Genomic DNA, 23,019 nt, shown 5'->3' on the forward strand with positions numbered 1-23,019 from the left:
TCCGGCCATTGTCGCGTTCCGGCGGCCGTCCCTTCCTCCAGGGGATGTTTTCGAATGAAAGCGAAAAGTCGAGCAAACACCTGTTATAATAATCGGCCACAATTCCGACAAGAATATATCGGAGGGTGCTGATATCCTGGATTGATGCAGAAAACCTCGACGCCTGAAGACGATCGTTCGTCATATGCAACTGACAGCAATGCATCCGTTGCCAGTAACAGTTCAGAATACCGAAAGTCCGGCGCGCGTTCCGTGCGTCCGCGAATTATTTCCCTCGATGTTATTCGGGGAATAGCCGTCAGCAGCATCCTGCTGGTCAACGCACCAAGCATTCTCGAGGTCGACGCGTACACGGCGCCGGGGCATCCAGTTTTCGTGCGACACCTCCTGGATATCTTTGTCCAAGAGCGGTTCTTCCCCATCTTCTCGTTCCTCTTCGGCATCAGCTTCGCCATCGTCCTGGTCGGGGCGATGGAGCGCTCGACGCGTCCACGGTTGGTGCTGTTCCGCAGGCTGCTGGCCCTGGCGCTTCTCGGAGCCGTGCACCAATTTCTGCAACCGGGAGAGGCCCTGTTGCCGTACGGCCTGTGCGGTCTCGTCCTTCTGCTTCCCCTGAGTTGGGTGCCTCGACGGATGGCCTCCTGGATCTGTGCCGTGGTGGGGGCCGTTCTGCTGCTCGGAGCACTTTTGTTGAGTGGTGGCGGACTGACCCTCGTTCCTGGCCTCATAGTTCTGGGTTACTCGGTGGGTCTGACGGACCTGATTCGCCGCGCCGAAACGGCGACAAAAACCAACAGCATTGTTCTTCTCGTCGCGGCGGTGGTCTCCGTGATTGGGCTTGTTCTCAGCGAAAACAATGTTGACATGCGTGCGGACACTCGTTTTTCCGCGGGCTTGGGGCTCGTTATGGCGATCGGCTACTGTTCGCTGGTCCTGCTTTTGTTGAAAACCCCGATTCGACCCGTGCTCCGGTCTGTTTTTGCCCCGCTGGGACGAATGGCATTGACCAATTATGTTTCCGCCACGGTGGTGATAATTTTGGCGGCCCCGCTCTTCAGGGCGGTTGGAGTCGGTCCTGCCACCGAGTCCGGGTGGTGGCTGCTTGTTCTGGGCTGCGTCGTCATTATCGCCCTCCAGTCCGTCATTTCGGCGTTCTGGCTGAGGGCGTTCTTGTATGGCCCCCTGGAATATCTGTGGCGCGCCGTGACCTGGTGGAAAAAACCGGCCTTCGTGCGCAGGGACCCGATCGCCAAGTGATTCCTGCGGTCGTGTCGGGTGATGCGGTCACGGGAACCGGATCACCCGGCCACGCGGGTGCCAAGAACCACGTGCGCCGAGTTGTTCCCGAAGCCCGGTGGATGGGTGCGCCCATGCAAGCTGGGTGTGCCGTGAGGGACTGTGGACATGGCTGATGGCTGACGGTGGTGCGATCAGCGGACTGGTTTTCGGAAGGCTGCGACAGTCCGGAATTACTTGGCGTTTCCGAGGTCGCGATCGTCGGCATCCCCAGTCAGCATCAAAGTGACCTCTTCGAGGGTTGTGAACTTGCCAGCGCTGTCGAGTTGGGCGAAGACGTAGACCTCTTGCTTCGTCAGCGAGCCGTCGTTCTTGAAGACGGTGACAACATGCCGATCTGCATATCGAGTACCCGAGACGAATTCATCCAACACCTCTATCTCGACTGACTGCACAACTGACCTGAGGTGTCGGATGTGCTCCAGAAATCCGGCTCTGTCGTCCCATGATCCGTTGGTTCGTTGTTTGTAGTCTTCTGCGAAATGTCGCCGAGCTACAGCCTCGAGATCCTCATCCGTGTTGAGGAGATCGTGCAGCGCAGAACAGATATCGGTCATGGCGACATTTTAGCTTTCGCTCAGGTGGGCCGGGCCATAGCGATCCTCGGAGATTTCAGCGGCCGACGACGTCGATCAGAGCGGCGCCGATGCGTTGACCCGCATATTCCGGGTGAACGCTGCGGCTTCGACGGAAGGAAGGCTGAGTACGTCGGCTGGCAGAGCGGTGCGGACCCTTGGCGCGCACTGACCGTGGCGAAGACGGGTCGCGAGAACAACGGTGGTTCTGCATGTGTAGGGCATGGGAGCCCCCAGAGTCGCCATCCTCGGGCGGGTTAGTGCGCCGCATGGGCGGGAGTGAATCGGTAGGCATCGCCATCTTGGCCGATCCAGCCGCCAGTCGGGTCGGTGAAGTGGGAACCGAGCAACAGAATCTCTTCTTGTGCGGCCCAACGCAAGGTTTCCTCCCGTGTTTGAGCGGCCAAGGCGGAATCGACGTCCACGCTGGATCCCACGAACGGGAACATCGCCTGAGTCGGATGGTGGAGAACGTCACCGGTTATCAAGGCCTGAGCACCCTCGGACTCGATCAGAACCGCAATATGTCCCGGAGTGTGCCCTGGTGTCGGCAAGAGTCTTACTCCTGGGGTGACTTCGAAGCCCTGCGGTCCTACGAGGGGAGTCTCGAGAAGGCCAGCATCTTCAATGGGAACGATGGAATCCGCGATCATGATGGCTCGTGATTCCTCCATTTCCGCTCGTGACCAGTACTCGCGTTCGGTACTGTTCATGATGTAGCGGGCATTGGGGAAGGTCGGAACCCATCTGTCTCCGTCCCACCGCGTGTTCCAGCCCACGTGATCCGCATGCAGGTGCGTCAGAACCACGAAATCGACTTCCTCCGCTGGGTAGCCGGCAAGGCTGAGGCGTTCCATGAAATCAGTATCCAAATGGTCCCAGGCTGGATTCGCACGCGGTTTGGCATTGCCTATTCCAGTATCCACGAGAACCTTCTGCCCATGCGTGGTCACAGCGAAGGATTGCGTGGCAGCGGACAGAGCTCCGTTCCCGTCCAGGTGGTCGTTCCGGCCGATTTCGATTGTGGCCACACGGTCCCACAGGCCGGGGAGTAGCCAGTCGGCCGTGTCAGACGGGAGCTGGCACTCTTCGATTCGTTGGATCCGCGCATCTCCGACGCGCCAGTCGTTCGTCACAGCATCTCCCTTAAGGCTAATTCATTGCGTCAGAGGCTAGAGGTTTAGAGTCTCTAAAGTCAACGAAATTGCTTTAGGTGGGTGAGGTGTCGGAATCCGATTCCGCCGTAGGTGAGTACATGCGTGAGGTGGCCCATCGGCGTGCCAATGCGTTGGGTTCAGTAGAACGAGTCGGCGATGCGTTCGGAGCTCTGGCTGGGTGGACGGTCGAGATCAAAGACATTATTGATGCCCGAGAGCTTCCGACGGCTCACGGGCCCAAGGACCCGACTCCTGCCCCGGGCCATGACGTGTGGTCGGTGGCTGGGCAACGTCGGCAAGGGTCCGTTCTTTTGGGTACGACGCAAACCCATGAATATGCATACGGGCCCGTTACCCCTAAAACGGGCGACGCGATAGAACACAGACGTATCGCAGGCGGATCAAGCGGCGGATCAGCAGTGGCGGTGGCTACGGGTGTCGGCAATGTCGCCCTGGGTTCTGATGCTGGTGGTTCGACTCGTGTGCCAGCATCACTCAACGGCGTCGTAGGATTCAAGCCGACTTATAGCTGGCTCTCGTTGGATGGGGTGCTGGGGCAGGAAACCTCGAGGAGTACTTTGTGACGCCCAAAGCAAACATTCGCCCCGGCGGCAGGAGCAGACGCATCCAGGTCTCAGTTCATCATGCCGTCCACGAACTCCTCGGGGAATATCCTCGCGGACGTATCAGTGTGCCCATGATCGCCGAAAAGGCCGGTGTCACGCCCTCAACAATCTACCGGCGCTGGGGAAATCTCGATGTTCTTCTCTCGGATGTGGCCACAGAGAGTCTGCGGCCGGAGAAGCCCCCGCGAGATACCGGTTCACTCAATGGGGATCTCGAAGTGTGGGCGGGTGCGTTTTACGAGTAAATGTCCAGTCAGCCCGGACATTCTATGATTCGAGATGTACTGGCCGGGGACCAGGACAACGCTCGGTCTGGTTCAGACTACGCCGCAGACCAGATAGGAATAATCCTGCACCGTGCCCGAAATCGGGGAGAAGCGACCCCGTCTGTTGAGCAAGTACTTAATGTCATCGTCGCTTCCGTGATGTACAGGATTCTTTTTCGCTGCATCGGCCGGCGCATGCCGAAGCCCTTGTTCGGCCCCTCCTCCTGGCCCTGGGCCAGAAGTATTAGCAGCGTTTCTATGGTTTTCTGCCAGTGCCGGCCACGGATCGTGGGGATGAAACCTCGGCGGGAGGGGTAATACCCGTTCGAGGACTTGTTTGCCTCGCTGGGAGAGCGGACATCGACCGCCCCAGGAGGGGGGGGCGCAGGAGTGGGCCTGTACCCCACTATTCGTCGGCGAACGTGGGGCGTCGTTCTCGTGCGGCTGTGACCCCACCGGAATCGTCATGGAACGGTCACCGAAGGAGCCGCACCTGGTTCTCACTCCGCAATATTCGGCTGCTATCACTCTGCACTAATTTTTCGATTAAATACTGGTCGGTTGTTTATGGCTCATCGCATTTGAGGGTGTAGGTGGTTCCTGAAGCCGCCGGTGTCGAGCAGCGATCGGGCTATGTAGTTCGTGAGGTTCCGGAATCCGAGGGCGGAGCCGCGGAGGTGTTCCAGGCGCCCGTTGATCGCCTCTGTTGGCCCGTTGGACGTGCCGGGCCGGTCGAAGAACGCGAGGATGTCGGCGGCGCGCTGCTTGAGCGTGCGGCCGAGCTTGCGGACCTCCACGAGCGCGGCGGGGACGCCGCTGGAGACGGAATCGATGACGGCTGTCATCAGCTTCTTCGCCGTCTTCCGATCGGGTTCGCGGTAGGCAGCGATCACGCGCTGGTAGATGCCCCAGGTCGCCTCGACCTCGACGTGCTCGGAGACCGCGAACAGTGCCTCGAGACGGGTCTGCTGCCGGTCAGTGAGCAGCTGCGCGCCGGTGTGGAGGATGCGGCGGGCCTTGTAGAGCGGATCGTTTTTGCGGCCCCGCCGGCCGTGCAGGCACTGCTGGACGCGACGACGGCAGGTGTCGAGGGCGTCGCCGGCGAGGCGGACGACGTGGAACGGGTCCATCACCGCCTGCGCGTCCGGGAGCTCCTCGCTGACGGCGGTCTTGAAGCCGGTGAACCCGTCCATCGCGACGACCTCGACACCATCGCGCCAGTCCTGCGGGCGTGCGGCGAGCCAGGTCTTGAACACGGCTTTCGAGCGACCCTCGATCATGTCCAGCAGACGGGCGGGGCCGGTCTTGTCGCGGTTCGGGGTGAGGTCGATGATGACGGTGACGTACTTGTCGCCGACTCTCGTGTGGCGCCAGACGTGCTCGTCGACGCCGATCACGGCGACGCCGTCGAACCGGGCGGGATCGTCGATCAGCACTCGACGCCCTTCAGCGAGGACCGCGTTGTTCGCCGTGTGCCAACCGACACCGAGTCCGGCGGCGACGCGGGCGACGGTGAGGTGGTCGATCACGAGCGCTTCCAACGCCCACCGCATCCCGCTACGGGACAGCTTGGCTCGCTCGGGCGCCGCTGCCGTGAGGTCCTCACGCCAGGACCGTCCGCATCCCGAGCACTTGTAGCGGCGGACCCGGACCAGCAGCGTCGTCGGGCGATGACCGAACGGCTCGTGGGCGAGACGCCGCGTGTCCGTCCCGCGCGAGAGCGCCTGGCTACCGCATCCCCGGCACCACGGATCCGGCTCGGCGACGCGGCACTCGATCACCGCGCGATCCGGCTCAAAAAGCTGACCGGTGGCCACGAGGCCGAGCTCGTCGAGATGGCAGAACACGGTCAGATCAGGGGTCGCGAAGGTAGCGTGGTGCACGTCGAGGTCTTCCGGCAGATGGTCAGTGTGAGAACTTCCATCATCGGAAGGCCTCGACCCTCATCCGGCGACCGACGCGCTCAGCCACCTACCCCCTCAACTGCGAAGAGCCTTGTTTATTTCTCGCGCGGCAACCCGGGGAATTTACGATACTGAAGCGTACATTTACTTGATAGTAACTGAAACATTGTGTAACAGCCATTGTTTTCCGCCTGATCGTGGGCTGAACTAGGTGACGTGGAACACCAAAAGGGTGGGCTGCGGATAACACTGATGAAAGGTGAAAACTATGTTCGCTGCAAATGTTGTCGATGCTGTGCAGGATCTCCCGATCGTCGGAGATGTGGTCAATGGTGTAGTCAACGCAGTGGGTGACCTTGCGGATCCCGTGCTCGGACTGGTTACCGGTCTGCTCGGCCTCGGAGGCTGATTCCAACCCTCTGTAACCGTACTTTGGTCGGGGCAGTCACCATGACGTGACTGCCCCGATTTTTGTCTGCCGACTTTCGTTATTGATTATATTTGTTTGCTTATGTTTGAAGTGTCGGTATATCTCCAGGGCATATGTTCCCCAAGATTCCGATGAGTCTTGCGAAATGCCGCCGCCGCCCCGACGGTCACGTGGCGGCGTCGTCGTTGTCCATCAAGACTCTTGTGCGCTCACTGTTCGTCCCTGTACAGTTGTACAGTACAACCGTACGAAAGAAAGGGGGTCGAGGATCGTGAGTAAACATGCGATGGGATTCCTCGCAGGAGTCATCATGCTCATCGCCGGTGCGGTGTTGTTCTTTGTCTTCCACGACATCGAGACGCCGATCATCGGGTTGCGGCAGGCTGGTTTGGTGATCGCGGTCTTGGGCGTCGTCGAGATCGTGGCGACGGCTTGGTCGAAGATCGCTGCGAAAAGCTGATGTCGTCTACCCGCATACTCGACGGGGTCGTGAATGTTCTCGCCGACCGTGGGTCGCACGCCCTGAGCATCCGCAGCGTCGCAGCCGAGGCAGGCGTATCGCCGGCGCAAGTGCAGTATTACTACAGGACCAGGGCCGAGCTGGTCCGAGCGGGCTTTGACCATGCCGGGGAGCAGTTTCTGGCTGATATTGCCGCTGCCCGTCCCAGCACGCTGATGGACGTCGTGGAGCAGTGGCTCCCGCTCGACTCCCGGCGAGATCACCGAGCTCGGGTCTGGCTCGCGTACGCGGCAATGTCCTCCGTGGACGAGCACCTGGCGGCCGAGTCGGCGAGGCTCGACGGGGAGCTGCGCCAATGGTTCATGCAACAGGGCATCTCGGAGGAGGCGGCCGCTCATCTTTTCGCGCTGATCGACGGCGTCACCGTCCAATGCCTCATGGTTCCGATGGCCGAGCGTCGGTTCCTGGTCGATCGCGCGCTGACTCCGCTCGTGACCGAACTCGAGAAGGGGCTCGACGGCGCGCGGCCGAGGTGAGGGACCCGTTGGCCATCGACGACCTGGGGTGCAGCTTGCGCCTAGGCGGTGTTCGAGTCGTCCTTGACCGGTACCGCGAGCCCGGTGATCAGGGTTTCGGGGTCGACGTCGGGCCCTGGCTCGGTGTCGTAGGCCTCCCAGAACGGCATGAGGGTTGTTCGCCCCTCGGATTCCACCTGGTCGACGAAGGAGCGCCACGACTCGCCGAGTCCCTCGTACGGACCGACGTGTTGGGATATTGCCAGGGTGCAGGCGGGCAACTCGGACGGGACAATCCTGACATCGCCGACCGTCATCGCTTCCGCGAGCGGATCCTCCACCGGAAAACCGGTTTCGAAAGTTGCCGTTTCGCCGGGCACGGATTCGTAGCGTGAGAATGCCGGACCCGCGGGACGGAACGCCCCCTGCTGCATGGCCTCTCCAAGTGCACGGTACGCCCGGTCCATTGCCTCGGGCATCCGGGACACGGGCAGTTCGCTGAAGCGAACGACCACGGTTCTCGAACCGGGGAAATCAATGTATTCGGGCTTCGGGACATTCATGGCAGGCTCTCCTTGCGCCGGTTAGGTGCAGTCTATGGCCCGAAACCCGCGGCGGCTAGTGCTTGCCGTGGTCCTCCTGGGCCTGTATAGCCGTAATCGCCACGGTGTTGACGATGTCATCGACCGTGCAACCTCGCGAGAGATCGTTGACCGGTTTCCGCAGTCCCTGAAGGACCGGCCCGACCGCCACGGCACCCGAGGACTGCTGGACCGCTTTGTACGTGTTGTTGCCCGTATTCAGGTCAGGGAAAACGAACACTGTGGCATGCCCGGCCACCTGGGAATCGGGCAATTTGGACTTCGCGACGGAAGCGTTGGTTGCGGCGTCGTACTGGATGGGCCCCTCGACCTCGAAGTTCGGGGCCGAAGCGCGCACGATGTCGGTGGCCTCGCGGACGCGGTCGACGTCCTGACCCGAGCCCGAGCCGCCCGTCGAATAGGAAAGCATCGCAACCTTCGGATCGACGCCGAACTGGCGGGCGGTATCCGCGCTCGCCTTGGCAATGTCGGCCAGTTGGGCGGCGTCGGGATTGGGGTTGACCGCGCAGTCTCCGTACACGAGGGCACGATCCTCGAGGAGCATGAAGAACACCGACGACACGATCTTCACGCCTTCCTTGGTCTTCACGAATTCGAGCGCGGGCCGAATGGTGTTGGCGGTGGTGTGCGCGGCCCCCGAAACCATGCCGTCGACATGCCCCAGCTGGACCATCATGGTTCCGAAGTACGAGCCGTCCAGCATGCGCTCCTTGGCCTGCTCGATCTCTACACCCTTGTGGGCCCTGAGCTTGGCATACTCGGCCGCGTACTCGTCCCGCAACGGGGACGTTTCCGGGTCGATGAGCCGGACCTCGCCCCGGCCCGGGTTCTCTCCGTCGACGAATCCGAGGTCGATGCCCTCGGATTGCGCGAGTTCTCTGACCTTCGATGCCCTGCCGAGGATGGTGACGTCGCAGAAGTCGCGGCGGACAATGATCTCGGCAGCACGCAGGATTCTGATGTCCTCGCCCTCGGGGAGGACGACGCGGCGCCTGTTCGAGCGAGCCTTCTCGATCAACTCGTGCAGGAAACGCAAGGGAGTCATGCTCGCGGGCCGAGGGAGGTCCAGCCGACCGAGGAGCTCCTTCTCATCGACCGTTTTCGACCACTCGCCCATGGCGGCCGCGATCTTGCGCGGGGCTCCCGCACGAAGTTCGCCGTGCACCGAGCCCACCGCCTGGGCCGCAGAGAACGTGTCTCCCGAGGTGCGAAGGATCGGGAAGGGCGCGGCCGAGATCAAAGCCTGGGTCGCGGCGTTGATGTGCAGATCGCCCGAAAGCAGGACCCCCGAAGGGACCGGGAAGGAGGGGGAGAGCGCCGAGGCGAGGGTTGCCATGACCACGTCCGAGCGATCGGCCGGGGTGATCACGAAATCCCCGTCGGCCATCTGCTCCAGGAAATTTCCGACCGTCATCGCCGCGACCTTGACCGCCTGGATGTCGCGGTCCAAGGACACCTCCACGCCGTCTGCCTCGAGCTCCAACTCGTGCACGACCTCGGCGACCGTCGGTTGGGAAATGGCCGGCGTCTCCGGGACGACGTACACATGACCACCGCGGCGCCCGGCGGGGACCCGCTCCTCCACTTCCGAGGCCATCTCCGGGTCGACCCGGTTGACGATGATGCCCAGAAGGTCGGTCTTGGCCGCGTGGAGCTCGGCGCGCGTGACCTCCACGGAATTGACGATGTTCTCCACGCTTCCCGCCTCGGCGGCCGAGATCACGGCCAACACGGAACACCCCATGTTGTTCGCCAGACGGGCGTTCATATCGAATTCGGCGGTCGCCGCGTTGTGGGCGAGCAGGTCGGTGCCGTCCACCACGACGACGTCGAACTGCTGACTCATCTCCGAATAGATGGACAAGGAGATATTGACCAATTCGTTGAGGTCTCCCGAGGCCAGGAGCTCCCTGCACCGGGCGAGTGAGACGCCGCCACGAGCAGACGCGGAGTCCAGATCGAAGGTCTCCCTCATGAGCCTGATGCGCGGGTCCGTGTCCACGGAATCGGTTTCGAAGACCGGGCGGAAGTAGCCGACCGAATCCGCTCGGCGGATCAGGGAATCAGTGAGACCCAAAGCGATGAGGGTCTTGCCCGCCCGAGGCGTCATGGCATCGAGAAAAATACCGGTGGACATGGGTTTTCCTTCCCTGAAGCGATCACCGTCGACACCAATTTTAGGCGGGCTCGCCTCGGGGCGGTACGTGGTCCCCCTCATGTGGAAGGAACAGCGCATTGCTATGCGGTTCTGTCCTCCGGGCGCAGTCAGTGGCATTCTGGAACCATGTTGTTTGCATTCTCGGTCGCCCCGTCCGGCGGCGACTCACCCGACGCCTCCGTCCACGACGCCGTCGCCGCGGCCGTCCGTATCGTTCGCGATTCCGGACTCCCGCATCGCACCGACGCCATGTTCACCACCATCGAGGGCGACTGGGACGAGTGCATGGACGTCATCAAGCGGGCCACGGAAGCGGTGGGAGAGTACGGAACGCGAGTCTCCCTGGTCCTGAAGGCCGACATCCGACCCGGACACGACGGCGAACTGACGGGGAAGATCGAGCGACTCGAAAGGGCACTCGAGGGCGAAGAATGACCTTCGTCTGCGACGGAAAGTTCTTCCTTTCGCCCGCCGGTCCCGAAGACACGTCTGCCTACGCCCGGGTGCATGTGAGCGCGCTCGGGGCCTCCTACCGGGACATCATCGGTCCCGATTTCGGGTCACGCATGCGAGAACACGCGGACGAGATCGCCGCCGAGGATCGACAGTATCTTGCCCAACCGGACGCGACCGGTTTCATCGCGTGGTCGAACCCGTCCCTGGACGAGACCAATGACTACGGGTGCTGCGCCGTGGGCGCGGACCCGGACCTGTGGTTCCGTCCAGTAGGGATCGCCCTGTCCGCCGACGCCGGCCCTCTCGAATCCTGGGAGAAGGACATCGGCGCCGCTCCGATCGAATCCCCGGCAGGCCTGCGACTGCGCAAGCTCATCAATCTGTACATCCTCCCTGAAGCCCAGAACGAGGGCCTGGGGTCCGAGCTGTTGCGGGCGGCGTTGCCCACCGACGACCCCGCGTTCCTCTGGATCATCAATGGCAATGCAGCGGCCGCTCGCTTCTACCGCCGGCACGGGTTCCGTGATCTGGGCGAGGCCTTCGAGGCCGAAGGAGCGTGGGCACCGTCGACGACGGGGCGCATGGTCCGTGGCCTCGAGGGTTCATGACGCGTTCCGGATGATGCACGCCCCTGTGCTGCTTGGACCTGTTCCGACGCGGGCCGTATCAGCCTGCGCTGCGCCCTGACCCCGTCCACGTCTGCCGCTCCAGGCCGCTGAGGAGCAGGTCCAACCCGGCGATGAATTCGGAACGGTGGTCCAAGAGCCCCACGACCCCGAGGACCGAGTGGATGAACGGGTACTGGTCAGGATCGGAGGCCTCCCACTCGCGGATCTGTTCTCGGGCGCCGGCCTCTCTGTCCTGTTCGGCGGCCAGTTCCTTGATGCCTTCCGAGATCTCCGCGCCCATGCCCGTTGCGTAATTGATGGCGGCGACCGACGCGTGGAACTGCTCCGACGGCGTCAGTTCCATGCGCATGATCTGCTGACCGGCGGTCTCCCAGTAGAGGAACGCGTTGCGGCCGTCGGGGCCGGCCTTGATCAGCTGTCCGGCGAGCCAGGGATGCTTCATCATCTGCGCGAAGAGGCAGAGGATCAGGCGCCTGATCTTGAAAAGAGCGTCTTTGGTCTGTTGGCTCGTTCTGGGGTCCGGCTCGGGCACAGGGAATTCCGCGAAGTCGCGCGGGCTGGAGCTGCCGGACGAATCCAGGGCCTGGTTCTCGCGCAAGGACCGGCCGATCACCTCGTCCGCCGCGAGTTCCATGAGCTCGTCCTTGCCGCTGGCGTACCAGTAGAGGCTCGCGACGCCGCTGTCCAGTTCGGCCGCGAGACCTCTCAGGGTCAGTTTTTCCGATCCTTCGCGGTCCAGGGTCGCGATGGCCGTTTCGAGGATTGAGCCCAAGGACAACGACGCCCGCCGGCGTGCGTTCGCGCGGCCGGCGCCTCGGCCCGGCCCCCCGGCGGAACCTCCGCGGCCCCCTCCGCGCGCGTTGGACTCCTGGGCCGTGCGACGTGCATTCCGTTGAGCATTTCTCATTGCATTCAGCCGGACTTCGCGCTGGTGCGCGGACTCGGCATTGCTTCGTTTCCGGGGATCCGGGCGGGGTGTGGGCGGCGTCATTCCTCAAAATCTACGCAGGACCTTGCGCACTATCAAACACCGTTCTATTCTCGAACACAGTTCGATCATCGAACAACGTTCTATATCTCGAACGAGGTTCGATCCAATGAAAGGTTTCCCCATGACAACTCAAGAACTCACCGCCACGGAGGGCGTGCCACTGCCCTCCCGCAAACCCCAAAGTCTGCGGGCCGCCTGGCCCGCTCTGCTCGGCCTCTGCCTCGCCATGCTCGTGGAGATGGTCGACAACTCGATCCTCAACGTCGCCCTGCCGACCGTGGGGCGCGACCTCCAGGCCAACCCGACGGATCTGCAGTGGATCGTCGGCGCCTACTCGTTGACCTTCGGCGGCCTGCTGATGGTCGGAGGAACCCTCGGCGACAAGCTCGGGCGGCGTCGCACCCTGCTGACCGGTCTGGCGCTGTTCGGTGCGGCCGGACTCGCGGTCCTGCTGGTGCAGACCCCGGCCCAGTTGATTGCCGTCCGGGCCCTGTCCGGAGCATTTGCCGCACTCATGGCTCCACTGACCATGTCCCTCGTGTTCAGGCTCTTCGACCGGGAGGATCTGCGAACCAAGGCCATCGGCGTGATCATGGTCGTGTCCATGATCGGATTCGCGATCGGCCCGACGCTGGCCGGTCTGGCCGTCCAGAGCTGGCCGTGGCAATCGCTCCTCGTGCTCAACGCCCCCATGGCTCTCATCGCCTGGGTCGGTGTCCGGTTCGGCGTCGCCAAGGACGACCCGGCCGATCGGCGTCGAGGAGGCACCGATATCCCCGGTGGCCTGTTCTCGGTCGGGGCCCTGGGGCTGATCCTCTACTCGTTCACCGCAGGGACCGAATACGGATGGTCCTCGCCGAGGACGCTCGGCATCCTGGCCGCGGGCATCGTCTGCCTCATCGCATTCGTCTGGCGCGAGAAGACCGCCAAGGACCCCATGCTCGATCTCGGACTGCTCGCGATTCCGACCGTGCGCGGTTCGGCCGTCATGCAGACCGCGGTGATGATCGCGATGGTCGGCGTGATGTTCGGTTCGACGCAGCTGTACCAGTACGCATGGGGGTGGTCGGCGTTCAAGGCTGGCCTGGCGAACCTTCCGTTCGTCGCCGGGATGCTGCTGGTCGGTCCGTTCGTGGATCGCATGGTCGTCAGGCTCGGTCACCGGAAGACGTCGATGGTCGGCATCTCGCTGGTCCTCGTGAGCCTGCTCCTGTGGGTCTACGCGGTCTCCCACGGCTACCTGTGGTGCGCGATCGGAATGCTGATCATGACGATGGGCATGCGAACCATCATGACCACGGGTGCGGTGGCCCTCCTGGGCGCGCTCCCGGAGACGCACACCTCGATCGGTTCGGCCATGAACGACACCGCCCAGGAACTCGGCAATGCCGTGGGAGTCGCGATCGTCGGAACCGTGATGGCCACCGTGGTCGGCAAGACGCTTCCGCACGGGGCCTGGGATGCCGCAACGATCAACGGGTTCGTGCACTCCCAGCAGATATCGTTCTGGATCCTTGCCGGTCTGGTGCTCGTGATGTCCGCGATCGGCATCCGCACCCTGACCGATTCCAAGGAGACGGAAGAACACTGACCCCGGGGGCCGGGCCGGTACCCTGGGGCCGGGCCGGCGGGACTGGCTCGGCGGGACTGGGCCGGCGGGTCCGGGCTGGCGGGTCCGTGCCGGCGTCTGACCCCGGGCCTACCCGGGGATGCCCGCGGGTCCGGGGCGGCGTCTGACCGCGTGACCCGCCCGGGTAGGGTGGGGCCGTGAGCAGGAAGAGCAGGAACCGCAAGGGCGGTGCGGCCGTGGAGCACGTCGCGGATGGCCCGGTCGAGGGCGAATACGCGATCGACACAGGCACCGCGGAGTTGGAACGGGACACGTTCCGTCCGGGGGCCTGGATGCTCAGAATCAATGGGGTTCAGTCGAGCCACGTGGTCGTGGGGGAGCCCCGGGAGCTCGCCTTCGAATACATGCGGTGGATCGCCGCGGTGGTCGACTACTTCGTCGACCGGCACTTCGATCCGTCCGCGCTGCGCATGACCCATCTGGGCGGCGGTGCCTGTTCGATGCCGCGGTACTTTGCGGACGTCTGGCCCGGCAGCCGCCACTCCGTGGTCGAGCTCGACGGCAAACTCGCCGAATACGTGCGCGGTTGGTTCGATATCCCGCGTGCTCCCACCGTTCGCGTCCGGGTGGGAGAAGCCCGCGAGGTGACGGAATCCTTTGTCGACGACTCGCGCGACGTCGTCGTCCGTGATGTCTTCGCAGGTGCCCGGACGCCCCGCCCGCTCACGACCGTCGAATTCTTCCGACACGTACATCGCTCGCTGACTCCCGGTGGCCTGTACGTGGCCAACTGCGGCGACACCAGGGAGCTCGCCGTCGCCAGGTCCGAGGTCGCCGGCCTCTGCGAGGTGTTCGCCCACGTTGCGTGCGTCGCCGACCCGCCCATGCTCAAGGGCCGCCGGTACGGCAACATCATTCTTCTGGCCTCGGACACTCCGTTCCCGGACGCCCTCGACCCCGACGCCGCGGCGCTGAGCCGCGAGCTCCTGGGAGGCGGGGTCCCTGCCCACTTCAAGGACGAAAACTGGACGCGGCGCTTCGCCTCCGGTTCTGTCGCCCGGAGGGACCAGGGCTGATCAGCGAGTGACGCCGGGTCGCGCTTCGGGCTTCGGGCTGCGGGCGGGCTGCTGGCTGCGGGCGGGCGCGAGGTGGCAGTTTTGAGCGGTTTTTCTGGCGAGGTGGCAGTGGCGTGCGGTTGTGGGGCCAAAAATCGCACGTGGTTGCCACTTCGCGCCGCGGGGCGCACGGGGTTGCCACTTCGAGCCGCCGGGGTGCACGGGACTGCCACTTCGAGCCGCGGGGCGCATGTAATTGGCGCATCGGCCCGCCCAGGTGCACAGGGTTGCCACTTCGGCCTGCGGGTGTACGTGAGGTGGCAGTTTTGAGCGGTTTTTCCGGCGAGGTGGCAGTGGTGTGCGGTTGTGGGGCCAAAAATCGCACGTGGTTGCCACTTCGCGCCGCGGGCCGCACGGGATTGCCACTTCGCGCCGCGGGGCGCACGGGGTTGCCACTTCGAGCCGCCGGGGTGCACGGGACTGCCACTTCGAGCCGCGGGGCGCATGTAATTGGCGCATCGGCCCGCCCTGGTGCACAGGGTTGCCACTTCGGCCTGCGGGTGTACGTGAGGTGGCAGTTTTGAGCGGTTTTTCCGGCGAGGTGGCAGTGGTGTGCGGTCGTGGGGCCAAAAATCGCACGTGGTTGCCACTTCGCGCCGCGGGCCGCACGGGATTGCCACTTCGAGCCGCGGGGCGCACGTGGTTGCCACTTCGAGCCGCGGGGCGCACAGGATTGCCACTTCGAGCCGAGGGCCGCACGGGATTGCCACTTCGAGCCGCGGGGCGCACGAGATTGCCGCCTCGGCCCGCCCGGGGCGCACAAAGTTGCCACCTCGAGCGCCGATGCCGCGCAGCCCCGGAACCCCGGCCCGGCCGGAACGCCGCCCCGCCGGACCCCGCTCGGCCGGAACCCCGACTTACGGGGCCACGGCGGCGGCCGGGATCAGCGACGTCGCCTCCTGGACGTCGTTCATCTGGGCGAAGAGATGGCGTCGCTTCTGTCGCATCGTGCCCAGGGCGGCCAGCAGCACGCCCCCGACCGTCCACGCGATCATGACCCAGGCCGGCTGAGTCAGTGCGGCCTCGGGGAAGTAGATGGCGTCCCGGACCGCCTCGATACCCTGGGCCGAGAACAGCCAGGGGTTCACGCCGCCGTAGAAGCCGTTGATCATGTCGAGCGACCCGTTGATCCCGGACGCCGACATCCCCAGGAACGGCATGAGCAGCATCGAAATCGGCATCATGGCCGGGCCGATGAGCAACATCCCGCCCGTGGTCACGGCCAGGCAGGACAGGCCGAGAAGGTAGAACATGAACCACGGCGCGAGGGCCGAGGAGTCGAAGATCCCGAACATGCCCCAGCCGTAGAGGATCTCGCCGAAGGCCACGATGGCGGGCATCACCAGGGCCAGAACCACCCTGAGCCACGTCGCGACGGGGATGAGCCCCAAGATCATTCCGGCCATGAATCCGCCGAGAACGGCGCCGAGCGCGAGATACACCGCAATGTTCGCGAGGTTGTCCTCGGAAGCCGCCGGTGCGACGTCGTGGGTCGAGAGCGTGGTCTGTGATTCTTGGGCCGTCGAGGAGAACAGGTTGGTCACCGCGGACTTGACCTGTGACCCGTTGGCTCCCGCGTAGTACATGTCGCCCGTTGCCGGGTTGTACGCGGCGCGGAGGCTGTGGTCCTTGATGTCGTCCTTGGCCTGGTTCACGGAGTCCACGCGCGAGACGTCGAAGGAATTCGCGGTCTGCTTGTCGAGGTCCTTCTCGGCCTGCTCGACGCGGTCTCCGGATCCGATGACGGCCACCTTCATGTCGTGGGGCGACAGGTGGTGGGTCATGCCCGTCATGACCAGGGGCATCATGACCATGATGAACAGCGGGAAGAGCATCCCGAGGGTGACCATTCTCTTGGTGGTCAGGGCCTGGTCCACCTGTCGTGCGGGCTTCGTGGGATCGGTGTGCACGCCGATACCGGATGCAGGGGGGCATCGACCGGAGGCTCTCGGCCCGGGTCGTTTGGCGGTGCATGCTCGACCGGTGTCGGGCCGACGTCGACCCGTTGGAGTTCTGCTGCGGTGCATCCATCGAGGAATCGTTGTCATTCATGGAAGTCTCTGTTCCTATCGAGCGGGCTGGGAAGCGGTGCGGGGCTCGTCGCCGGGGGAGGGCGCGTCGTCCGTGTACGCGGTCAGGAGCGGTTCGTCGCTGGTGCGCGGCGGTCGGCGGTCCTCACCGGAGCCCATGGGCGGAACCGGTCGCGATCGGAGGCTGCCCATCCAGAGGAGTCCGGCGCCGATGAGCAACCAGACCGCGAGCACGAGGATCGGGGTCCCGACACCATTGCCGTCGAAGTACAGGGATCTCCTCATGAGTTCGGAGCTGGCCCCCGTGGGCAGAAGCTGGTTCATGACACGGAAGAAGCCGGGCATCATGTCGTACGACACCGCGACCCCGGTGGCAGGAATTCCCAGAATCACGAAAATCGTCAGCCCGATCAGGGAGGCCGCCTGGCCGATGATGTCGAAGAGTCCCATCTGGACCACCGACGCGGTGAAGAATGTGCCGGTGATGATCAGCGCGACCGGCATGATGTGGGCGTCGAAGGAGCCGAAGACGGCGTATGAGATCGCGGTTTCGACGACGCCGGCCGCCACGGCCATGACCGCCTGGACCGCCAGCCGGGTGCGAACGCGAGTTCGCGGCCCGAAGGTGTTGAGCATGGTTGCCGTCATGTATCCGGCGATGGTGGCACCGATGATCAGGTAGAGGAAGGACGTCCCGGTCGAGTCGTTCTCGCTCGGGGTCTTGATGTCCTTGACGTTCAGCGAGGTCCCGGACTGCTTGGCCACGGATTCGAAGATCCCCTGGGCGGCCTGGGTCGCCTGCCGGCTTCCGGCGGATGCCACGTACAGATCGCCCGTGCTCGGGTCGTACGCGGCGCGGGTATCCAGATGGCGCAGGTCGTCCTTCGCGGTATCCACGTCGGGGACCGTGGACACGTCCGTGGCGTCGTCGGCCTCGGCGGTGATCTCCTGGCTGATCTGGGAGGCCTGGGGCGATGTCTCGATGACCTCGACCTTCATGTCCCGGGGGTGGGGATTGTAGAACGCGGACACATATGACCCGGGGTAGGCAAAGGCCATGAACAAGGGGAAGAGCATGGCGAGAAGCACGAACTTGGTCGGGATCTTCTTCGCAGACAATTGCTGGGGCTGAACTGACATGACCATCACTTTACACTCGTAAACCAGCCTGTCAGGTGTAAGATAAAGGCACGAGGCACGAATGTGAGGAACAGATCATGACGAGCGAGTGCGGCGCGGAGGCCGCCGACCCCCGGATCGCGCAGACCCGTCGCGCCTTCAAGACGGCCCTGTACGACGCCGCCGCGCCGGAGTGGAACTGGAAGGTGTCGGTCTCCGAGCTGTGCAAGCGGGCCGGGGTGTCCCGGCCGACGTTCTACCAGCATTTCGCGGCGGTCGACGACGTCTACACCGAGCTGCTCCGCGACCGCCTCGTCAACCTGGTGAGCCCCGCCGTGTGGCGTCGCGGTGCAGGTGTTCCCCGCAGCGGCGCACTGGTCGCGCTCTTCGAGGACCTCCGTGCCGAACCCGGATTCTACGAGCCGATTCTCGGCGAGACCGAGGTCTTCGGCAATGCTCGCCGGTCATTCATCCGGTGGGTTGCCGGGCGTCTGTCGGAAACCTACTTCGGCGCGCCGTACGAGACCCTCGCGGCCGAGCCCCGTCAGAGGGTCATGTTCATCGCGGGTGGGGCCGTGGTGACCATGGGGTATTGGGTCTATTCCTCGGAACGGGACCCGAGCGTGACCCCCGTTGAGATTTCCGCCTACTTCAACTCGTACGTTTCCGCGCTGTCCACCGATTTCGTGCCGACGACGCCCGTGGAAACCCGGAGCGATTCCGAAGACGGCCCTCGCACGGAGTCGCCCGGGACCGGAAGCGGCGGCCTCGCGGAGGCTGGGCCCATCGGGTTACGGTAGGGACATGTATTCCGGCATCGCTTCGATGAAGCTCCGCACTCGCCGCTGACGGCGGCGAGTCCCCTCTGACTTCTCGTTCGCCGTCCTGGGCATCTGCCGGGCGGCCATTTCGTTCTGCCCGGCTCCACGACGAGCTGAGAGAACACCATGTCGAATTCATCCCTTTCAACCCCCTCTGCGAGCACCATGCTCTCGGTGGGACGTTCGGCCCAGATCAGGGCCGAAGCAATCCGCGTAACCCTCGGAGACCGGACCGTGCTCGACGGCGTCGACGTCACGGTCTCGGCCGGTTCCCGCCTCGCCGTCGTCGGCGAGAACGGTCGGGGCAAGACGACGTTGTTGCACGTGCTGGCCGGAACCCTGGCGCCCGACGACGGGCGCGTGTCCCGCTTCGGGTCCCTGACGCTCATCGAGCAGCAACTCGAGGCCGGCTCCGAACGGACCGTCGGAGACCTCATCCACGACTCCATCGCCGAGGCTCTTGCGGCCCTCGAGGACCTCGAGGCGGCGACCGAAGATCTCGCCCATGGCCGGCCTGGCGCCGAGGCCAGGTACACCGCCGCTCTGGATGCGGCGACCCGATGCGACGCGTGGGATGCCGAGCGACGCGTCGACGTCGACCTGGAAGGGTTGGGCGCCTGCTCGGACCGCGGGCGGGAACTCTCGACGCTGTCCGTCGGGCAGCGATACAGGGTGAGGTTGGCCGTCGCGCTCGGTTCCGGTGCGGACCTTCTGCTTCTGGACGAGCCGACGAACCATCTCGACGCCGAGGCACTGCGTTACCTGGTCCGTCGTCTCAAGGAGCATCGGGGCGGCCTGGTCCTGGTCAGCCACGATCGCGCCCTCTTGCGCGAGGTCGGGATCAGCTTTCTCGACCTGGATCCCACCAGAGACGGACTGCCCCGGCTCTATGCCGGAGGCTACGACGGGTGGGTCGCTGGCAGGGACGGCGAGAGAGACCGGTGGGAGCAGGAGTACCGCGACCAAGTTCGTGAACATTCGAGGCTGGCCGAGGCCGCCGCCGAGGCCAGGGGCAAGCTCCGCACCGGGTGGAGGCCGGACAAGGGGACGGGCAAGCACCAGCGGGCCACGCGCTCGGACGGCGTGGTTCAGGCCTTCAATCGTCGCCTCGAGGATCTCGAGAGACACCGGATCACGGTCCCCGAGCCTCCTCTGCACTTCGCCATGCCGGATTCGTTGGGCACCAAGGGAAAACCCATTCTGCACGGAGAGGACATGATGGTGTCCGGCCGACTGGACCGACCGATCGATCTGAGGATCGACGGTGGTGACCGGTTGTTGCTGACCGGTCCGAACGGGGCAGGCAAGTCCACCGTTCTCTCCGCGCTGGCCGGGCGACTTCGGCTCACGAGCGGGGACCTGACCGTTCATCAGGGTGCTCGTGTCGCTGTGCTCTCCCAGGAGGTTCCGGAGTGGGATTCGTCGAAGACGGCGTCGGAGACGTACCGGGACCACATCGACAGGATGGCTGTCGATGAGCCTGCGTCGGCCGGTCGCGATGCGCCGTCGTTGCGGAGCCTGGGTCTGTTGGATTCGGTGTCGGTCGGGGCTCCGGTCGGAAAACTGTCCCAGGGGCAGCAACGGCGCCTGCATCTGGCGCTGTGTCTGGCCGAACGCCCGGATCTGCTGATGCTCGACGAGCCGACCAACCACCTCTCGCCGGCCTTGGTCGACGAGCTGACGGCGGCCCTGCGAGCGACGGAGGCCGCGGTCGTCGTCGCAACCCACGATCAGCAGATGCTGGCCGACCTGGGAGACTGGCCCCGATTGGATCTCGGCAATTACCGGGGCGGCGCGATCGGCTCCCCGTCCACGTAGAACCAGCGGCCGCCCTCGCGGACGAACCGGCTGTCCTCCCTCTGCACTCCTTTGACCCGCTGGTGTTCCGGCGCGCCCGGCAGGGATCGGTAGTGGGCGGCGAAGGCGACGCGAGCGACGTCGTCGAACGGGCCGCCGGAGGTGCGAAGGATGTCGAGCCGCTGCCAGAGGATCGATTCGTCCAGCTCCAACGACGCCGGCCGCGTGCTCGGGTGCCAGCTGGCCAGCAGGTAGTCCGGTTCCGACACGGCGAAGGCCGTGAAGCGCGAACGCATGAGTGCCTCGGCGGTCGACGGGTTGCTGCGGCCCGTGATGAAAGGCCCGCAGCACGCGCCTAATACCTCGCCTGTGCCGCAGGGGCAACGTGTGTCGTCGGAGATCGCGGTCATGGTGACCAGGGTATCTGCCCCTGGCCCGGACCCGGGACCTACGGTTCGGGCTGGTTGACGAGCAGGGGCCAGTTGACCTCGTTGGTCCACCGTTCGTGGTTCGTTGCCGGAGGGGTGGGGCGTGGGGCGGTATCGCGGGCCGAGGTGGCAGTCTTGTGCGTTTTCGAGGGCATAATCTGCACAAATCTGCCACCTCGCGCCGCCGGGCGGCCTTGGGACGGTCCTGCGCGGCATCGGCGTGGCGCTGTTGGGTGGCGGTTGCCCGATGGGGTGGTGGTTGCCGGCGTCGTCGTGGCGCTGAGCGTCCTGTACGGGGTGCCGTTGGGTGGTGGTTACCCGACTCGGTGGCGATTGCCGCCGTTTGGAGGCGGTTATGCCACCACCTAACGGCGGTGAGTGGCTCCCCATCGGGTAACCGCCACGTAACCCGGATGGGCGGGGCGGGGGAAGGGGCCGGACCCCGATGGGGCTGAGTGCAAAGGGGGGGCCGGCCCCCAAAACGGGCCGGGCCCGAGGGCCGGCCCCCAGGGGGCTCAGCTCGTCCAGCCCTGGATGACTCCCATGCCGAAGTAGAGGACGAACGCGACCGAGACGAGGTACATCAGGGGGTGCACCTCCTTGGCCCGCCCCTGCACGATCCGGATGAACGTGTAGGACACGAAGCCCGCGCCGATGCCGTCCGCGATGGAGTAGGTGAACGGCATCATCGCGATGGTCAGGAATGCGGGGATGCCGAGGCCCCAGTCGTCCCACTGCACGTGCACGGCCTGACGGACCATAAGGAACCCGACGACGACCAAGGCGGGCGCGACAGCTTCGAAGGGCACGATGTTGACCAGTGGCGAGACGAACATGGCCAAAAGGAACATGACGCCGGTGATGACCACCGAGAATCCGGTCCGGGCGCCCTCGCCGATGCCCGTCGCGGACTCCACGAAGATCTGGGAGGACGAGGCCGACCCTGCGCCACCGGCGATCGAGCCGACGGCGTCCACGGCCAACACGCGATTGATCCCCGGGATCTTGCCGTTCTCGTCGATGTTGTGCGCTTCCGTCGCGAGGCCCACGGACGTGCCCATCGCGTCGAAGAACACCGAGAGCAGGATCGCGAAGACCATGAGGGTCGCGGCCATCCCACCCAGCGTCTGGAATGCGCCGAACAGGTTGACGTTGCCGATCAGGGACAGGTCAGGCAGTCCGAGCCACTGGTCGGGAATCTGCGGGGCGACCAGGGACCACCCCGTGGGCTTGTCCGTGGAGGACCCCGAGGGAAGGATCGCCTCGAGGACGACCGAGATGATTGTCGAGATGACGACGCCGATCAGGATGGCCCCGCGTACATTGCGGATCATCAGGGCGATCGTGACGAACAGGCCGATCACGAACACCAGGATCGGCAACCCGATGAGGTCGCCGTTGACGCCGAACGAGACGGGCACGGTGGTCCCAGCCGAATCGGGCATGCGGCGAATGAACCCCGCGTTCACGAATCCGATGAGCGAAATGAACAGACCGATGCCGACCACGATCGCCGTCTTGAGAGACGGAGGCACAGCGTTGAAGACGGCGGTCCGGAATCCGGTCAGGACCAGGAGGAACATGATGACGCCGGCCCACACGACCAGGCCCATGAGGTTCTCCCAGGTGAGATCCGGCGTCGTCGAAATGGTCGCGGCCAGGAAGGCGTTGATGCCGAGACCGGCCGACATGGCGAAGGGGTGGTTGGCGATGACGCCCATCAGGATGGTCATGACACCGGAAATCAAGGCGGTGGCTGCCGCGACTCGGGCCAGGCCGAGCTCGGAGCCGTTGGCGTCGGCGATCATCCCGAGGACCAGGGGGTTCAGGACCACGATGTAGCTCATCGCGAAGAAGGTGGCCAGGCCGCCTCGGATTTCGGTGGCAACGGACGATCCTCGCTCCGTGATCTTGAAGAACGAGTCGAAACCGTTGCGGGGTGGGTGGGGGCGGCTGGGAGCCGCGGTGTTCTCAGAAGTCATTCGTGAAAATCCGTAGATACTCTCTCAATGGGTGGGTTTGGGGTGTCCGGTCCCGACGCCGACCGGCCCCGTTCTCGGGGCCCGGCGTGATC

At 64.5% G+C, this 23,019-nt stretch carries 22 protein-coding genes; 12 read left to right on the forward strand and 10 right to left on the reverse strand.

What is annotated here, in order from left to right; genetic code table 11:
* Window positions 1-144: 144 nt before the first annotated feature.
* Window positions 145-1,257, forward strand: coding sequence for a DUF418 domain-containing protein (locus tag ACTSLZ_RS03020; protein WP_397555255.1), 1,113 nt, complete (start codon window positions 145-147; stop codon window positions 1,255-1,257).
* Window positions 1,258-1,469: 212 nt separating this feature from the next.
* Here ACTSLZ_RS03020 and ACTSLZ_RS03025 read toward each other — a convergent pair whose 3' ends face one another.
* Together ACTSLZ_RS03025 and ACTSLZ_RS03030 are read right to left on the reverse strand one after the other, a co-directional pair.
* Window positions 1,470-1,853, reverse strand: coding sequence for a nuclear transport factor 2 family protein (locus tag ACTSLZ_RS03025; protein ID WP_129316309.1), 384 nt, complete (start codon window positions 1,851-1,853; stop codon window positions 1,470-1,472).
* A 275-nt stretch (window positions 1,854-2,128) separates the two neighbouring features.
* Window positions 2,129-2,902 (reverse strand): MBL fold metallo-hydrolase, encoded by a 774-nt coding sequence (locus ACTSLZ_RS03030; protein WP_443095671.1) that lies wholly within the window; start codon window positions 2,900-2,902, stop codon window positions 2,129-2,131.
* 191 nt (window positions 2,903-3,093) lie between these two features.
* On the opposite strand from ACTSLZ_RS03030, the gene ACTSLZ_RS03035 reads away from it, so the two are divergent.
* Window positions 3,094-3,612: an amidase family protein gene (locus ACTSLZ_RS03035; protein ID WP_443095672.1), complete on the forward strand. Its 519-nt coding sequence runs from the start codon at window positions 3,094-3,096 to the stop codon at window positions 3,610-3,612.
* The gene (locus ACTSLZ_RS03040; RefSeq protein WP_443095673.1) at window positions 3,609-3,899 is read left to right on the forward strand and encodes a helix-turn-helix domain-containing protein; all 291 of its coding nucleotides are present in this window, start codon (window positions 3,609-3,611) and stop codon (window positions 3,897-3,899) included. The genes ACTSLZ_RS03035 and ACTSLZ_RS03040 overlap by 4 nt, the downstream gene beginning before the upstream one ends.
* Window positions 3,900-4,492: 593 nt before the next feature.
* On the opposite strand, the gene ACTSLZ_RS03045 is transcribed toward ACTSLZ_RS03040, so the two are convergent.
* A complete protein-coding gene (locus tag ACTSLZ_RS03045) occupies window positions 4,493-5,803 on the reverse strand; it encodes an ISL3 family transposase (protein ID WP_179628043.1) in 1,311 nt (436 codons plus the stop codon).
* Window positions 5,804-6,092: 289 nt separating this feature from the next.
* Here ACTSLZ_RS03045 and ACTSLZ_RS03050 point away from each other — a divergent pair, with 289 nt between their 5' ends.
* The 3 genes from ACTSLZ_RS03050 (at window position 6,093) to ACTSLZ_RS03060 (ending at window position 7,250) form a co-directional block, all read left to right on the forward strand.
* Window positions 6,093-6,233, forward strand: coding sequence for a hypothetical protein (locus ACTSLZ_RS03050; RefSeq protein WP_156265509.1), 141 nt, complete (start codon window positions 6,093-6,095; stop codon window positions 6,231-6,233).
* A 292-nt stretch (window positions 6,234-6,525) separates the two neighbouring features.
* A complete protein-coding gene (locus ACTSLZ_RS03055) occupies window positions 6,526-6,714 on the forward strand; it encodes a DUF5708 family protein (RefSeq protein WP_178979229.1) in 189 nt (62 codons plus the stop codon).
* Window positions 6,714-7,250, forward strand: a complete 537-nt coding sequence (locus ACTSLZ_RS03060) for a TetR/AcrR family transcriptional regulator (RefSeq protein ID WP_443095674.1) — start codon at window positions 6,714-6,716, stop codon at window positions 7,248-7,250. Before ACTSLZ_RS03055 ends, ACTSLZ_RS03060 begins: the two co-directional genes overlap by 1 nt.
* A 41-nt stretch (window positions 7,251-7,291) precedes the next feature.
* On the opposite strand, the gene ACTSLZ_RS03065 is transcribed toward ACTSLZ_RS03060, so the two are convergent.
* Both ACTSLZ_RS03065 and pta read right to left on the reverse strand, forming a co-directional pair.
* Window positions 7,292-7,792: a GyrI-like domain-containing protein gene (locus ACTSLZ_RS03065; RefSeq protein ID WP_178979231.1), complete on the reverse strand. Its 501-nt coding sequence runs from the start codon at window positions 7,790-7,792 to the stop codon at window positions 7,292-7,294.
* A gap of 55 nt (window positions 7,793-7,847) precedes the next feature.
* Complete coding sequence (gene pta / locus ACTSLZ_RS03070; protein ID WP_443095675.1) at window positions 7,848-9,968, reverse strand: phosphate acetyltransferase; 2,121 nt, start codon at window positions 9,966-9,968, stop codon at window positions 7,848-7,850.
* Between the two features lie 147 nt (window positions 9,969-10,115).
* On the opposite strand from pta, the gene ACTSLZ_RS03075 reads away from it, so the two are divergent.
* The gene (locus tag ACTSLZ_RS03075; RefSeq protein WP_129316314.1) at window positions 10,116-10,424 is read left to right on the forward strand and encodes a thiamine-binding protein; all 309 of its coding nucleotides are present in this window, start codon (window positions 10,116-10,118) and stop codon (window positions 10,422-10,424) included.
* Window positions 10,421-11,053 (forward strand): GNAT family N-acetyltransferase, encoded by a 633-nt coding sequence (locus ACTSLZ_RS03080; RefSeq protein WP_397555249.1) that lies wholly within the window; start codon window positions 10,421-10,423, stop codon window positions 11,051-11,053. Before ACTSLZ_RS03075 ends, ACTSLZ_RS03080 begins: the two co-directional genes overlap by 4 nt.
* Window positions 11,054-11,111: 58 nt before the next feature.
* Here ACTSLZ_RS03080 and ACTSLZ_RS03085 read toward each other — a convergent pair whose 3' ends face one another.
* Entirely contained in the window at window positions 11,112-11,981 is an 870-nt protein-coding gene (locus tag ACTSLZ_RS03085) for a TetR/AcrR family transcriptional regulator (RefSeq protein WP_443095676.1), read from the reverse strand.
* A 205-nt stretch (window positions 11,982-12,186) separates the two neighbouring features.
* On the opposite strand from ACTSLZ_RS03085, the gene ACTSLZ_RS03090 reads away from it, so the two are divergent.
* Together ACTSLZ_RS03090 and ACTSLZ_RS03095 are read left to right on the forward strand one after the other, a co-directional pair.
* Window positions 12,187-13,656, forward strand: coding sequence for an MFS transporter (locus ACTSLZ_RS03090; protein WP_443095677.1), 1,470 nt, complete (start codon window positions 12,187-12,189; stop codon window positions 13,654-13,656).
* 176 nt (window positions 13,657-13,832) lie between these two features.
* The gene (locus tag ACTSLZ_RS03095) at window positions 13,833-14,711 is read left to right on the forward strand and encodes a spermidine synthase (protein WP_443095678.1); all 879 of its coding nucleotides are present in this window, start codon (window positions 13,833-13,835) and stop codon (window positions 14,709-14,711) included.
* 896 nt (window positions 14,712-15,607) lie between these two features.
* On the opposite strand, the gene ACTSLZ_RS03100 is transcribed toward ACTSLZ_RS03095, so the two are convergent.
* Both ACTSLZ_RS03100 and ACTSLZ_RS03105 read right to left on the reverse strand, forming a co-directional pair.
* A complete protein-coding gene (locus tag ACTSLZ_RS03100) occupies window positions 15,608-16,660 on the reverse strand; it encodes a hypothetical protein (protein WP_443095679.1) in 1,053 nt (350 codons plus the stop codon).
* A gap of 156 nt (window positions 16,661-16,816) precedes the next feature.
* Window positions 16,817-17,920 carry an ABC transporter permease gene (locus ACTSLZ_RS03105; protein ID WP_443095680.1) on the reverse strand — a complete coding sequence of 368 codons (1,104 nt, stop codon included), beginning with the start codon at window positions 17,918-17,920 and terminating at the stop codon, window positions 16,817-16,819.
* A 77-nt stretch (window positions 17,921-17,997) separates the two neighbouring features.
* On the opposite strand from ACTSLZ_RS03105, the gene ACTSLZ_RS03110 reads away from it, so the two are divergent.
* Entirely contained in the window at window positions 17,998-18,699 is a 702-nt protein-coding gene (locus tag ACTSLZ_RS03110) for a TetR/AcrR family transcriptional regulator (protein ID WP_443095681.1), read from the forward strand.
* 147 nt (window positions 18,700-18,846) lie between these two features.
* Complete coding sequence (locus ACTSLZ_RS03115; protein ID WP_443095682.1) at window positions 18,847-20,538, forward strand: ABC-F family ATP-binding cassette domain-containing protein; 1,692 nt, start codon at window positions 18,847-18,849, stop codon at window positions 20,536-20,538.
* On the opposite strand, the gene ACTSLZ_RS03120 is transcribed toward ACTSLZ_RS03115, so the two are convergent.
* Entirely contained in the window at window positions 20,502-20,813 is a 312-nt protein-coding gene (locus tag ACTSLZ_RS03120) for a YchJ family protein (protein ID WP_443095683.1), read from the reverse strand. The two genes, ACTSLZ_RS03115 and ACTSLZ_RS03120, sit on opposite strands and share 37 nt — an antisense overlap.
* Window positions 20,814-21,460: 647 nt before the next feature.
* Window positions 21,461-22,927 (reverse strand): NCS2 family permease, encoded by a 1,467-nt coding sequence (locus ACTSLZ_RS03125; RefSeq protein WP_397555241.1) that lies wholly within the window; start codon window positions 22,925-22,927, stop codon window positions 21,461-21,463.
* Window positions 22,928-23,019 lie beyond the last annotated feature (92 nt).

This window comes from Rothia koreensis (assembly GCF_052232265.1).
Classification (GTDB): Bacteria; Actinomycetota; Actinomycetes; order Actinomycetales; family Micrococcaceae; genus Rothia; species Rothia koreensis.

What these genes read in the sequence shown, in the direction of transcription:
- ACTSLZ_RS03020 (WP_397555255.1), top strand. Translation starts at nt 145, where the DNA reads ATGCAGAAAACCTCGACGCCTGAAGACGATCGTTCGTCATATGCAACT.
- ACTSLZ_RS03025 (WP_129316309.1), bottom strand. Translation starts at nt 1,853, where the DNA reads ATGACCGATATCTGTTCTGCGCTGCACGATCTCCTCAACACGGATGAG.
- ACTSLZ_RS03050 (WP_156265509.1), top strand. Translation starts at nt 6,093, where the DNA reads ATGTTCGCTGCAAATGTTGTCGATGCTGTGCAGGATCTCCCGATCGTC.
- ACTSLZ_RS03060 (WP_443095674.1), top strand. Translation starts at nt 6,714, where the DNA reads ATGTCGTCTACCCGCATACTCGACGGGGTCGTGAATGTTCTCGCCGAC.
- ACTSLZ_RS03065 (WP_178979231.1), bottom strand. Translation starts at nt 7,792, where the DNA reads ATGAATGTCCCGAAGCCCGAATACATTGATTTCCCCGGTTCGAGAACC.
- pta (WP_443095675.1), bottom strand. Translation starts at nt 9,968, where the DNA reads ATGTCCACCGGTATTTTTCTCGATGCCATGACGCCTCGGGCGGGCAAG.
- ACTSLZ_RS03075 (WP_129316314.1), top strand. Translation starts at nt 10,116, where the DNA reads ATGTTGTTTGCATTCTCGGTCGCCCCGTCCGGCGGCGACTCACCCGAC.
- ACTSLZ_RS03080 (WP_397555249.1), top strand. Translation starts at nt 10,421, where the DNA reads ATGACCTTCGTCTGCGACGGAAAGTTCTTCCTTTCGCCCGCCGGTCCC.
- ACTSLZ_RS03085 (WP_443095676.1), bottom strand. Translation starts at nt 11,981, where the DNA reads ATGAGAAATGCTCAACGGAATGCACGTCGCACGGCCCAGGAGTCCAAC.
- ACTSLZ_RS03090 (WP_443095677.1), top strand. Translation starts at nt 12,187, where the DNA reads ATGACAACTCAAGAACTCACCGCCACGGAGGGCGTGCCACTGCCCTCC.
- ACTSLZ_RS03105 (WP_443095680.1), bottom strand. Translation starts at nt 17,920, where the DNA reads ATGTCAGTTCAGCCCCAGCAATTGTCTGCGAAGAAGATCCCGACCAAG.
- ACTSLZ_RS03110 (WP_443095681.1), top strand. Translation starts at nt 17,998, where the DNA reads ATGACGAGCGAGTGCGGCGCGGAGGCCGCCGACCCCCGGATCGCGCAG.
- ACTSLZ_RS03115 (WP_443095682.1), top strand. Translation starts at nt 18,847, where the DNA reads ATGTCGAATTCATCCCTTTCAACCCCCTCTGCGAGCACCATGCTCTCG.
- ACTSLZ_RS03120 (WP_443095683.1), bottom strand. Translation starts at nt 20,813, where the DNA reads ATGCGTTCGCGCTTCACGGCCTTCGCCGTGTCGGAACCGGACTACCTG.
- ACTSLZ_RS03125 (WP_397555241.1), bottom strand. Translation starts at nt 22,927, where the DNA reads ATGACTTCTGAGAACACCGCGGCTCCCAGCCGCCCCCACCCACCCCGC.